This is a genomic window from Alcanivorax sp. HI0083, assembly GCF_001635175.1.
The window spans coordinates 1-12449 of record NZ_LWFX01001352.1; the positions used below are offsets into that span (position 1 = coordinate 1).

The 12449-nt window shown below is 61.1% G+C and carries 12 protein-coding genes; 7 read left to right on the forward strand and 5 right to left on the reverse strand.

Annotated elements, in window-relative coordinates:
• A partial coding sequence (locus A3754_RS20195) for a GntR family transcriptional regulator (RefSeq protein ID WP_156497115.1) occupies positions 1–430 on the reverse strand: 430 nt, incomplete at its 3' end.
• A 120-nt stretch (positions 431–550) separates the two neighbouring features.
• Here A3754_RS20195 and A3754_RS20200 point away from each other — a divergent pair.
• The 4 genes from A3754_RS20200 (at position 551) to A3754_RS20215 (ending at position 5253) form a co-directional block, all read left to right on the forward strand.
• Positions 551–1231 (forward strand): DJ-1/PfpI family protein, encoded by a 681-nt coding sequence (locus A3754_RS20200; protein WP_231880714.1) that lies wholly within the window; start codon positions 551–553, stop codon positions 1229–1231.
• 18 nt (positions 1232–1249) lie between these two features.
• The gene (locus tag A3754_RS20205; protein ID WP_063521127.1) at positions 1250–1687 is read left to right on the forward strand and encodes a carboxymuconolactone decarboxylase family protein; all 438 of its coding nucleotides are present in this window, start codon (positions 1250–1252) and stop codon (positions 1685–1687) included.
• Between the two features lie 30 nt (positions 1688–1717).
• A complete protein-coding gene (locus A3754_RS20210; RefSeq protein WP_231880715.1) occupies positions 1718–2872 on the forward strand; it encodes a PQQ-dependent sugar dehydrogenase in 1155 nt (384 codons plus the stop codon).
• 410 nt (positions 2873–3282) lie between these two features.
• On the forward strand, positions 3283–5253 hold the full coding sequence (locus A3754_RS20215; RefSeq protein WP_063521129.1) for a CocE/NonD family hydrolase: 1971 nt from the start codon (positions 3283–3285) through the stop codon (positions 5251–5253).
• Positions 5254–5294: 41 nt separating this feature from the next.
• Here the strand turns inward: A3754_RS20215 and A3754_RS20220 are convergent, their stop codons facing one another.
• Entirely contained in the window at positions 5295–5660 is a 366-nt protein-coding gene (locus A3754_RS20220) for a VOC family protein (RefSeq protein WP_231880716.1), read from the reverse strand.
• Between the two features lie 157 nt (positions 5661–5817).
• Between A3754_RS20220 and A3754_RS20225 the strand changes: the two genes are divergently transcribed.
• A complete protein-coding gene (locus A3754_RS20225; RefSeq protein WP_063521131.1) occupies positions 5818–7017 on the forward strand; it encodes an MFS transporter in 1200 nt (399 codons plus the stop codon).
• Here A3754_RS20225 and A3754_RS20230 read toward each other — a convergent pair.
• From A3754_RS20230 to ompR, 3 genes are all read right to left on the reverse strand, one after another.
• A complete protein-coding gene (locus A3754_RS20230) occupies positions 7011–7583 on the reverse strand; it encodes an outer membrane beta-barrel protein (protein WP_082872305.1) in 573 nt (190 codons plus the stop codon). The two genes, A3754_RS20225 and A3754_RS20230, sit on opposite strands and share 7 nt — an antisense overlap.
• A gap of 618 nt (positions 7584–8201) precedes the next feature.
• Complete coding sequence (locus A3754_RS20235) at positions 8202–9521, reverse strand: ATP-binding protein (RefSeq protein WP_063521133.1); 1320 nt, start codon at positions 9519–9521, stop codon at positions 8202–8204.
• Positions 9522–9617: 96 nt separating this feature from the next.
• Entirely contained in the window at positions 9618–10328 is a 711-nt protein-coding gene (ompR, locus tag A3754_RS20240) for a two-component system response regulator OmpR (RefSeq protein WP_063521134.1), read from the reverse strand.
• A gap of 182 nt (positions 10329–10510) precedes the next feature.
• Here ompR and A3754_RS20245 point away from each other — a divergent pair, with 182 nt between their 5' ends.
• Together A3754_RS20245 and A3754_RS20250 are read left to right on the forward strand one after the other, a co-directional pair.
• Positions 10511–11860, forward strand: coding sequence for an HlyD family secretion protein (locus tag A3754_RS20245; RefSeq protein WP_063521135.1), 1350 nt, complete (start codon positions 10511–10513; stop codon positions 11858–11860).
• A partial coding sequence (locus tag A3754_RS20250) for an efflux RND transporter permease subunit (protein WP_197468742.1) occupies positions 11853–12449 on the forward strand: 597 nt, incomplete at its 3' end. The genes A3754_RS20245 and A3754_RS20250, both read left to right, overlap by 8 nt.

Here is a 12449-nt window from a genome sequence, read left to right on the forward strand (position 1 = left end):
TCTCCGCCTGCTGATCCCGTACCGCCCGGTGCAGACAGCGCCGCCACGCCTGCCACGGCAGCTGCTCCCGCTCGGTCACCCCACCGGCAAAATTGAAACGCCGGGCGGGCCCGTTCCCCCACACTGGCTGCGTCATCCAGTGGGGCCCGGGGCTAACACCTGCCGGCAATAACGACACCGGCTCACTGGCAGGCAAACGGGCCACAAAGGTACCGCTGCCCGGCCGGGCACAAAGAAACCCTTCCGCAATCAGCCGCTCATACGCCTGCACCACCAGCTGCCGCGACAATCCCAGTTCACGGCACAACACCCGGCTTGGTGGCATCCGCTCCCCCTCCTGCAGGCGACCATCCTGCATGGCCTGACGTAGCTCACGGTAAAGCTGGGCCTGCAACGCCCCTTCGCCATTCAGCACCAGATGCAACTGCAAATTGGTCTCCTTAATAATAGAAAACTGGTCCTTTTTACCAAACCGGACAGCGGTAGATTAGCACTCGGATGAACTGTTTCCATCAAAAGGCAAAGCCCAATGATCAACAAAAAACGAATAGTGAGAATCACGATACTGATTGTCGTGGCGCTGTATTCATTACCTTCCATTGCCGCAGACCAGCGCATTGGGATTCTGGTTTATGACAAGGTGCTGACCAGTGATGTCACGGCACCAGCTGAAGTGTTTGGAGTCGCGACAAGAGAGTCGTGGTTTTCAGACTATGAAGTGCTGTTGATCGGCGTGGAGAAAGACGCCGCCGTTGTCACTACCGAGGAAGGGATACGCTTGACGGTCGACAACACCATTTACGACAGTCCCAAACTGGATGCACTGATCGTCACCAGCTCCTATGTCATGGACTCGCTGTTTAAAAACGCTGATCTGACAACATTTCTTACCGAACAGGCAAAAACCGCGTCATGGCTGGCCAGCAATTGCTCCGGGGCGTTTTTGTACGCCCACGCCGGCTTGCTGGATGGCTACACCGCTACCACCTGGGCAGGTGGCGAACCCCGGTTACAGCGAGAGTTCCCCAGCATCAATGTGATCGAAGACCGCAATGTTGTCGTTGATCGCAACCGGATATCCAGCAACGGAGGCATCCCGTCCTACCAGGGCGCACTGGTCTTGCTGGCGCAGATGAGCAGCAAGAGAAAGGCCAGGGAAGTGTTTGAAACCATCCAGCTAAACCGCCTGATCCCCTGGACCGAGATCACCCGCTATTTACCTGAAAAGTGACAAAAGGACGGCATCATCATGAAAGCCCGATTCAATTACTACACCGCCTCACCGGACACCATGAAAGCCATGTTCAACACCCAGGCCGTCATCGACGCCACCGGGCTGGATAAGCGACTGATCGCCCTGGTGGAACTGCGGGCATCACAGATCAACGGCTGCGCCTTTTGCATGCACATGCACGCCGCCCAAGCACGTAAACTGGGGGAGGACAACGCACGCATAGATACTGTCGCTGGCTGGCGCGATACCGACTGGTTCAGCGAACGAGAGCAAGCAGCCCTGGGCTGGACCGAATACCTGACCCGCCTCAGCCAGGGCGGCGATGGTGACGCCGCCTATGCAGCTCTGGCGGAACACTTCAGCGAAAAAGAACGCAGTGACCTGAGCTACGTGATCGGCGTTATCAATATGTGGAACCGTTTCAGCGTCGGCTTCCAGACGCACCCGGAGTAACAACGGTTTTCACTGCCACAGGCCCATGGCATGCTTCGAATCATATTCGATCCGGAGCCTGCCATGCGCACTGTCATTATCACCATGCTATCCAGCCTTGCCCTCAGCGCCTGCGCGGACACCACCGCCACCCTGGAGCCACAGACCGACAACAGCATTACCGCCACCGCAATCACCGGTGGCCTGCATCACCCCTGGTCACTGGCGTTTGTCTCAGACAACGAATGGCTGATTACGGAACGGCGTGGCACCCTGCGACGGGTTGTGGATGGCGAACTGCAAGACGCCAATGTGGAGGGCGTACCGGACGTGGTGGCCTCCGGACAGGGCGGGTTGTTCGATGTGCTGCCCCACCCGGACTTCGCCGAGAACCGGCGCCTGTACCTGAGCTATGCCAGACCCTGCGGCGACGAGGGCGGCACCACCGCAGTGGGCTACGGCACCTATAAAGCCGGCACCCTGAGCGACTTCCGTACCATTTATACGGCGGAGAAATCCTGCACCAATACCGGCAAGCATTTTGGTGGTCGCATCCTGTTCGATAATGACGGCTACCTGTTTATGACCATTGGCGACCGCGGGCAACGCGAGCGCGCCCAGAATACGCAAGACCCCGCCGGCAGCGTTCTGCGCCTGCACGACGATGGCCGCATCCCGGAAGACAATCCACTGGTGGGTCAGGCCGACCAGGCCACCGAGATCTGGAGCTGGGGCCACCGCAATCCCCAGGGCCTGGCCCTGCACCCGCAGACCGGCAAACCCTGGCTCAATGAACATGGCCCCCGCGGTGGCGACGAGATCAATGTGGTAAAACCCGGCGTCAATTATGGCTGGCCGGTGATTNCCTATGGCCGGGAATATTACGGCCCCGGCATTGGCGACACCGAGAAAAAAGGCTACGCCCAGCCCTTGCTGCACTGGACCCCCTCCATCGCTCCGGCCGGCATGGCCTTCATTACCAGCGACCGTTACCCCGGCTGGCAAGGCCACACCGCTAACGGTGCACTCAAGTTGCAGCATCTGAACATGGTGGCGTTTGACGGGCAGCAGCCAATCAGTGAAACCCGGCTGCTGGGGGACCGTGAACAGCGAATCCGCGATGTCCGTCAGGGGCCGGACGGTTACCTGTACCTGCTCACCGACAGCAACAAGGGGCAGCTGCTGAAACTGAACCCGGCAGAGTAGTGACAAAGCGCTGATTAGCGCGACTGTCTCGCACTCAACGCAGGATGCCTTGACGCTCAAAGCCCCCCTGGTGACCACAACGCCACCCCTTCTTCAGCGCAGAGCCTCACCCCCGGGGGAACCGGGGGCCGGCTTCCCCCCAACAGCAAACTGGCCAGGCAAAACGCAAATCCCCCCCAAAAAAGCCACTGAGCTACGCCGCACCCGGTGACCCCGCCATCAGCCTTGCCACCACAAACGTTTCCGGCCAGAGGCAGATTACAGTCCGTCACAAAAGCCCCTGCATCTTTCACGCTTGGGCACCAAGGTACCCACAGATTTGCACTGCCATCTCACCTACGCTGATACATCTATAAAAAAATGTCTCGCTCCACGGCGAGCCGCCACCATAACAACACAGGGACCGCACCATGCCCGCTTCATCCTCAGCGCGCCTGAATGGCCGCACTCTGATCGTCATTCTCCTTGGCCTGGCACTGCAACTGACCGCCTGCGGCGGAGGTAGCGGCAGCGCCCCGACCGTTGCCAATGCATCCAACACCCCCAACGCCAACACCGGCGGCGACAGCGATGACGATACCGATAACGATGCTGGCGAGGATGTGAGCACACCGGTGAACCTGGCCTGGAGCGAGCCCTACCAGCGCGACGAGGAATACCCGAACACGGTCAACCTGCCCCAGCAGCTGATCACCATGCGCGACGGCATTCGTCTGGCGGCCACCGTCACCCTGCCAGCGGACGAAAACGGCAATGCCATCGACGGCCCCTTCCCGGTGATCGCCACCTTCACCGGCTACAACCAGTTCCTGTCCAGCAGCCTGATTGCCGACCTGGACCTGGTGAAACACGGCTATGCCTATATCAATGTGGATATGCGCGGCACCGGTGCCTCGGAGGGCAGCTGGCAGGCCTTCAGCCAGGTGGATCAGGACGATATGGCCGAGCTGGTGGAGTACATCAAGACACAGCCCTGGAGTAACGGCCGGATCGGCATGAATGGCCCCTCCTACATGGGCATCACCGGTCTGCTCACCGGCGCCCAGGAAGACCCGGCCGTGCAGGCGATTTTTGCCGTGGTGCCCATGGGCGACGCCTACCGGGACATCGTGTTCTCCGGGGGCCAGGTCAACGCCGGCTTTATTCCCCTGTGGATGGCGCTGGTCACCGGGCTGGGCGTTATCCCCTCCTCCGTGGGCTTCGAGAATGGCGATCCTGCCTACAGCCTCACCACCCTGCTTCAGCACCTGGAAGGTGCTCTGGTGGATTTCCAGGTGCCGGTGATTGCCGGAGCCCTGATTGGTGATGAGAACCGCTTCGACACCGAGTTCTGGCGTATCCGCTCACCGCTGGAACAGATCGACAAGATCAGTGCGCCCACCTTCGTGGTCGGCGGGCTAAACGATATTTTCCAGCGCGGCGAGCCGCTGATTTATGAAGGGCTCAAGGACCACACCACCGCCAAACTGCTGATCGGTCCCTGGCAGCACCTGGACGGCTCATCCGGTGCCGGCCTGCCCGCGGATGGTGTGCCGGACCTGGACAGCCTGCGCCTGGCCTGGTTTGACCATTACCTGAAAGATATCGACACCGGCGCCCCGTCCTACCCGCCGGTCACCCAGTACTACACCGGTGCCGAACGCTATGTCACCGCCGCCGACTGGCCACACCCCCAGGCCAAAGCGGAAACCTTCTACCTGCACGGCCAGTTCGGTCTGCCGTTGTTTGGCAAGATCAGCGGGGACGCTCCCACCAGCAACAAGCAGACCAGCCTGCTGCAGACGCCGGTCAATGGCCTGTGCTCCGCCAGCGCCAGCCAGTGGACTGCCGGCGTGCTCGGCCTGATCCTGCCGCCCTGCTCGGCACAGGACAACGTGGTCAACCTGCTGGAAGCGGTGTACACCAGCGAGCCGCTGGAAGAAGACATGGCCATCAACGGCCCGATCACCGGGCAGATCTGGGCGTCCACCACCGCCCTGGATACCAATGTCACCGTGCGGGTCAGCGTGGTGGGCGACAACGGCATTGCCCGGCCATTGACCCACGGCATTCAGATGGCGTCCATGAGTGCCTTTGATGCCAGCAAATCGCGTTTCATGAACGGCAAACTGATCCAGCCCTGGCACCCGTTTAGCGCAGAATCAAAACGTAGCATCAGCCCGCTGACCGCCTTCCGGGCCGATGTGGAAGTGTTCCCCACCAGCGCCCTGATCAAGGCCGGGGAAAAGCTGCGCATCAGCGTGGGCACCAGTGACCTGCCCCATGGCCTGAGCCCGATCCCCGACCTGCTCACCAGCCTGCTGGGCGCCATGACCATTTACAGCGCCCCGGCCATGCCATCGCGGGTGAATATTCCGCTGGTGCCAACCAGCGCCCTGTGACGCCACACCGCCTCTCCACCCTGCTCGGGCAAGAGGGGCGGTTATTCATGCTGCAAAATATTCAACAGCCGACCGAACGGGTCACGTACATAGAAGCGTCGTACGCCCCAGGGCTCACTCACCGGCCCGTATTCCACCGGCACTCCCGCTTGCTGCATCCGCCTCAATGCCTCGTCCAGATCATCCACTTCAATGGACAGGTCCGGCACCGCTGTGTTTGAACCACCCTGGGAGCCAAAACTCAGCTGCACCGTCATGGTTTCTGCCGAGCCATAGGTCTGGAACCAGCCATGGTCCATAATCCGGTCCAGGCCAAGAATCTCGCCATAGAAGGCCTGCGCCTTGCCCAGATCGTCCGTGGCCACATTGGCCATGATGCGTGTCACCTTCATCGTTACCCCTGTCATTCTTTCTTCATTCTTGCTGCATTGTTCTTGCTGGCGTTTTCTTGCCTGCTCCAGGCACTAAACCATTCTTTCGCATGCTAGAATGAACCCTGTTCAATATCGACAGTCTCATCCCATCCGTCACAGACCTGCCCGCTGCCTTCATCCAGGAACCCTTATGTCCTCCGACTCCAGTCGCTTGCTTCGCCTTTCCCTCGCTCTGGCTCTGGGGGGCTTTGGCATTGGCAGTGGCGAGTTCGTCATTATGGGACTGATGCAGCGCGTGGCCACCGACCTGCAAGTCCCGGTGCCGGATGTGGGCTATGCCATCAGCAGTTATGCGCTGGGGGTGGTGGTCGGTGCACCGCTGATTTCCGCTCTGGCGGCCCGGGTGCCCCGGCGAGGACTGTTGATCACCCTGATGCTGGTGTTTGCCGTGGGCAACATGGCCAGCGCCCTGGCCACGGATTTCTGGACCTTCGTGGCCCTGCGCTTTCTGGCCGGGCTGCCCCATGGGGCCTACTTTGGTGTCGCCGCCCTGGTGGCAGCCTCCGCCGTGCCCTATCACATGCGTGCCCGCGCCGTCGCTCGGGTGATGAGCGGGCTGACCATTGCCATCGTGGTTGGCGCGCCCCTGGCCACCTGGGCCGGCAATCTGTTCGGCTGGGAAGTGGCCTTTATCGGCGTGGGCGTGATTGCCCTGTGCACCGCCCTGTTAATCCGCCTGTGGGTACCCGCCCAGGCGCCGGACCCGAACGCCAGCCCACGTCGCGAATTGTCCGCGCTGGTCAAACAGCGGGTGCTGTTCACCCTGGGGGTCGCCAGCATCGGTTTCGGCGGCATGTTTTCGGTGTTCAGCTATGTGATGCCCACCCTCACCGAGCAATCCGGCATGGCGGAAAGCTGGGGCCCCATGGTGCTGATGATCTTCGGCATCGGCACCATCATCGGTAACTTTGCCGGTGCCCGCGCAGCAGACGGCAACTTGCTGCGTGCCATACCGCGTATTCTGATCTGGTGTGCGCTGATTCAGGCCGGCTTTTACTTTGCCGCCGATTGGCCCTTGCCCGCCATCCTCTTCGTGGGGCTGGTCGGCACCAGCATGGCACTGGGCCCGGCCCTGCAAACGCGACTCATGGATGTGGCAGAAGACGCCCAGACCATGGCTGCCTCCATGAACCATGCCGCGTTCAACCTGGCGAATGCGCTGGGCGCCTGGCTGGCCGGCGTCACCATCAAGATGGGCGCACAATGGTCCGCCACCGGCCTGGTAGGGGCGGCCCTGGCCATGGGCGGATTGCTGATTTTCCTGGCCGGCCGCAGCCTGGAAAAACGTAACGCCGTTACCACCGGCCTGCCCGCACAGACCGATCAATAACGGAACAGATAGCCCACGTTAACGGTGGTCAGGTCATTGTCGTCGTCATCCAGCTGCAGCCATTCCACCGTCAGGGCATTACGTTCGTTCAGCTTGATCGACGCCCCCATGCCGTAGGAGGGATCGCTGGCCACATCGTCTTCGCTATCGCCGCCGGCCACGGTGACCTCGCGCTTCACCGAGGAGTGCCCAAGTAGCACATAGGGGGACAGCGGCAAACGGTAACTCAGGCCCATTTTCAGATAGCCACCCACCAGCCATTGCGGGTCCACGCTAACCCGGGCCGTCTCCAGCCCGCCCTCATCGTCACTGACGCCATAACCCAGCCGCGCTTCCAGCGCGAGCAGGGTGTTGTACTGCCAGCCCCACACCGCCTGAACGCTGCGCGGTTGTGCATCATCACCAACAGGGATCTGCTGATCGAGCAGGTTGTACTGCACGCCCGCATAACCGGTCCGCAACGGATCATCACTGGCCCGCAGCGGCGCACTGACAATGACGCCAACCGCAACCAGCATGGCCAGCCCCATGCGCATCCCGAAAACTCGTCGTTCGTGTATTGTCATTACCGCTCCCTGGGTTATAAGGCTGGGCGACCGACGCCTCACGCCTCACGCCTCAAAGCTTAGATCAAAACCGGAGAAAGAACAGCGCTGATGTCGCTTCCGGGTTCGAGCATCAGGCGTCCGAAGAATTTACCCAAACGAAAAAAAGGCCGCACAGGCGTGCGACCCAAAACCTCTCGTGGCACACAGGCCACAACAGGCTATCGGCATTCACAACACAAACATTAACCCACCCCGGTTAACGCCCGTGAGGATCAGCGAATAGAATCTGGCTGGAAATACAGGTCATCGTGGTGGCAACCACACGGCGAGGATATTCATAAGGCGCTCTCCCAAGTCCATTTGGTGTTCGCCCTGCTGCCTGCGCGCTGTGCCCGCTTCTTGTCCCATTCACCTGTTCACGGTTATGTTTTCGAACAGGTTGGCAGTGGCATCAACAACGTATTGTTGCAACAGGATCCATTTTTTTCATCGTTATTATTGGCTGTCTGTCATTGGTGTTTTTCCAGTTACCCATGCCAGTAACTGCGTACTAGAATGCACCGACCCTTACACTGCAAACCTTGCGCCAGCGCACATTCCGGGCCACAAAATGTGGTTTTTTGTTACCGGAAAACCTTATCTCACACCGGCGGAAAGGGGCTCCGGTTGCACGAATTTACCGGTTACCGGAAAACGCACTTCCACTAACAGCCCGCCATGGGGATGGTTGGCCAGCTGAATTTCACCATGGTGCATGTCCACAATCCGTTTCACGATCGCCAGCCCCAGGCCACTGCCACTGAGAGTGCGCGCCTTTTCGCCCCGGGAAAACGGCTGTAACAGCAGAGGAATGTCTTCTTCACGCACGCCGCGCCCATGATCACGCACGGTAAGCACCACCTTGTTTTCGGTAACAGCGGTGCGGATTTCCACCGGCGAGGCGCCGTACTTGAGCGCGTTACCCACCAGGTTGGCCAGCATCCGTTTTACGGTCAGTCGTTTGAGCATTAACCGGGGCAGATCTTCCAGTTCGAACCGTAGCTGTTCGGCCGGGTACTTGCCGGCCACTTCCTGAATCAGGTCATTCAGGTTTTCAAAATCTGGCTGCTCATCCGCCCCGTCACGGATAAAGGAAATAAACTGATCGAGGATCGCATCCATATCCTCAATGTCTTCGACAATGCCTTTTGCCAGCTCTTCGTCCTGCATGAATTCCGCTGACAGCCGCAGGCGCGTTAGCGGGGTTCGCAAATCATGGGACACGCCGGCCAACAGCAATGCCCGATCCCGCTGGGCCTGCTGCAAGTCACGGGTCATTCGGTTAAAGGCGGTGTTAACCGCCTGGATTTCCTCCGGGCCGATGGTGGTATCCAGCACCGGCACCGCCTCGCCTCGCCCGACTTTCAAGGCCACTTTGGCCAGCCGGCGTAATGGCAAGTTCAGCCCCCGGGCAATCAGCAAGCCACCGATAATAGCAAGCAGGGGCACCGTGACTCCCCAGCCCAGCAACAGATAGCGATCGTAGTCCCGGAAGAACGCCATGGGCACACGCACCCATTGTTCACCAAACGACGGCGCATTCACCCACAGAACCGGTTGCCGGCTGTCTTCCAGGCGCACCGTCACCGGCTCTTCCAGCATGCCTTCCAGCTCTTCCTGAAAACGGCCCACCACCGGGCGTGACAACAGCATGCTGCCATCATGCAGCTTTTCCGGAATCGCCACCGCGATGCCGGTGGCACTACCCAGCCGGTCGGCCAGATCCGCATCCGCCGCCGCCCGCGAATCATCAAACGCCAGTTCCGCTTGCAACACCGTCAAGCGGGCGTATTCACGGATACCGGGCAGGTAGGCATTACGGGCAAAGAACCACAGGGTCAGCGCCTGGCTGATCCCAATCACCAGCCCCACCACAATGGCGGAGCGGACAAAGGCAGTGCGGGGATAGAGTGTCATTGATACATCGCCAGAAGCCTGACGCCGAACGCCAGACAAAGAAAAGAACTCCCGACTTTAAGCGTCAGGCCTCCGGCGTCAAGCGTCAGGCGTTCCTTAATCCGGCACAAACACATACCCCACACCCCAGACCGTCTGGATGTAGCGGGGCTTGGAGGGGTCGTCTTCCAGCAGGCGGCGCAGGCGTGAGACCTGCACATCGATGGAGCGCTCCATGGCCGACCATTCACGGCCCCGGGCCAGGCTCATCAGCTTGTCCCGAGTGAGCGGCTCGCGGGGGTTCTGCAGCAAGGCCTTGAGCACCGCGAATTCCCCAGTGGTCAGGCTTTGCGGATCACCATCACGGGTTAGGGTGCGGTTGGCCAGATCCAGAATCCAGGGCCCAAACGTCACCGACCCTACTTCCTTGCTGGGTGCCCCGGGCAGCTCGCGCACATGGCGGCGCAGCACCGCCCGGATACGGGCATCCAGTTCCTTGGGGTTGAACGGCTTGGGCAGGTAGTCATCGGCGCCGGCATCCAGGCCTTCAATGCGCTCGGCATCATCGCCCTTGGCAGTGAGCATGATGATCGGCATGACGTTCTCGGCCTCACGCAGGCGACGGCAGATCGACAGGCCATCTTCCCCCGGCAGCATCAAATCCAGCACCATCAGGGAATACAGCTCGCGGGACAGGGCACGGTCCATCTGTTCCGCATCGCCCACCGCCTTTACCGTATAGCCGGCTTCTTCCAGAAACCGTTGCAGCAGGCTACGCAGTCGCGCATCGTCATCCACCACCAGAATCTTGTCTTGTTGTTCGCTCACGGCACCTCCGAAGGTTTACTGGCCCCTGATTTACGCGTTGTGGTCCGAACGTGCAAGAAAATGGCACGAAGAGATTGTATAAAAACATTGCCAGCGTTGAAGATAGGGGGCTGCCGATAGGCACTCCCACAAGAAAACGCTAGAGTAGCTGGCTGAGAATCATTATCGATAAAGGATTTCCCTTGCGAGACCGCCCGAAACAACTTCCCCCGGTAGCCTTCGTTATTCTGGGCACGGTGCTGGCGATCATTCTGCTCGCCATCTTCAAACCGTCCGCCCCCACCCGCGACGTGGTGGACAACCATGCCCGGGTACGGTTCGTGCTGGCCGACCCCCAGGCGCGCTCGCCGCAGATCCAGCTGTTCGGCCGGGTGCAATCCCCCCGGGCGGCGGGCCTGACCGCCGTGGTCACTGCCAACGTGGACAGCATCCCGGTGCGGGCCGGCAACCGGGTCACCGAAGGCCAATTGCTTATCCAGCTGGACGACACCGAAGCCGCCCTGGCCCGGGACCGCGCCAAAGCCACCCGTGACGAAGCCGCCGCCCAGCTGGAAACCACCCGGCTGCGCTACCAGAGCGACAAGAAAAACCTGGCGCTGGAAAAGAAACTGGCGCAGTTGTCCGCCGATAATCTGGAACGCATCCAGTCCCTGCGTGAACGCAAGCTGGTGGCCCAGACCCAGCTGGACGAAGCCGAAGAAGCCCAGGCCCGGGCGGACCTGTCACTCAGCCAGCGGCAACTCAGCGTCAGTGATTTCCGTAACGAGCTGGCACGCATGGAAGCCCGCCTGGCCAGCGCCGAAGCCCAGCTGCAGCAAGCTGAAATCGACCTGGCCCGCACCACCGTCAACGCCCCCTTCGACGGCACCGTCACCCAGGTGAGCGTGGCCCCCGGCGAGCGGGTGCGCCCCGGCGAACCGCTGATCGACCTGTTTGCCGACACCGAACTGGAAGTGCGCGCGCAGATTCCCGACCGCTACCTTCCTGCCGTTCGCGAAGGACTGATCGCCGGCGACCTGACCGCCAGCACCCAGCTGGAAGGCCATACCCTGCCCTTGAATCTGAAACGGCTGGCCGGGGATGCGGCCGATGCCCGTGGCGGTATCGACGGCCTGTTTGCCTTCAGCGGTGACAGCGCCAAAGGGGTGCCCACCGCCGCGCTGGGCCGCCCGCTGACGATCACCCTGACGCTCCCCGCCCAGCCGCAACTGCTGGCGCTGCCGGCCACCGCCCTGCATGGGCTCGACCGCCTGTATCGCATCGACGCCGACCACCGCCTGCAGCGCGTGTCCGCCCATATCGTCGGGGAAGCCATCGATGGCGACCGCTCCCTGCTGTTGCTGCGCGCCGACACCCTGAAAGGCGGCGAACGCATCATGACCACCCAGCTGCCTCAGGCCATCGTCGGCCTGGCCGTGGACCCGCAACCGGTGCCCGGCAGTAACGCTGATACCGAAACCGATACCGAGACCCAGAGCAGCAGCCCGGAAACGGATGCAGAACCGGATAACCAGGGCGGTGACAGTGAGTGAGTCGCGGGGCCTGATTGCCAGCTTTACCGAACACAAGGTTGCCTCCAACCTGCTGATGGCGCTGATGATCATGCTCGGGGTGCTGGGCCTGACCCGGCTGAACACCCAGCTGTTCCCGGATTTCGATTTCGAGTACGTCACCGTCACCATCCCCTGGCGCGGCGCCAGCCCGGAAGATGTGCAACGCTCCATCACCATTCCCGTTGAGCAGGCCCTGAAAACCCTGCCCAACACCCGCAAGTTGATCGCCCGCTCCCAGCAGGGCGCCAGCGCCATCTTTATTGAACTGGAAGACGGCAGTGACCTGGGCCTGACCCTGGATGAAGTGCGTCAGCGCATCGACTCCATCCGCAACCTGCCACAGGATGCCGAACGCCCGGTGATTCAGAAAATCACCCGCTATTCCCTGGTCACCTCAATTCTGGTGTCCACGGAAAACGGCAGCCGGAAGGAACTGCGCACGCTGGTGCGGGAAATGGAAGATGAGCTGCTGGCGCTGGGCGCCGGCAAAGTGGAATTCATCGGCCTGCCGGAAGAAGAAATGGCCATCCAGGTGCCCACCAGCACCCTGCACGATCTGGGCATGACC

Excerpts from the sequence above, each read along its gene's own strand:
- A3754_RS20220 (WP_231880716.1), bottom strand. The coding sequence starts at position 5,660 with ATGACAGGGGTAACGATGAAGGTGACACGCATCATGGCCAATGTGGCC.
- A3754_RS20225 (WP_063521131.1), top strand. The coding sequence starts at position 5,818 with ATGTCCTCCGACTCCAGTCGCTTGCTTCGCCTTTCCCTCGCTCTGGCT.
- A3754_RS20235 (WP_063521133.1), bottom strand. The coding sequence starts at position 9,521 with ATGACACTCTATCCCCGCACTGCCTTTGTCCGCTCCGCCATTGTGGTG.
- A3754_RS20205 (WP_063521127.1), top strand. The coding sequence starts at position 1,250 with ATGAAAGCCCGATTCAATTACTACACCGCCTCACCGGACACCATGAAA.
- A3754_RS20230 (WP_082872305.1), bottom strand. The coding sequence starts at position 7,583 with ATGACAATACACGAACGACGAGTTTTCGGGATGCGCATGGGGCTGGCC.
- A3754_RS20215 (WP_063521129.1), top strand. The coding sequence starts at position 3,283 with ATGCCCGCTTCATCCTCAGCGCGCCTGAATGGCCGCACTCTGATCGTC.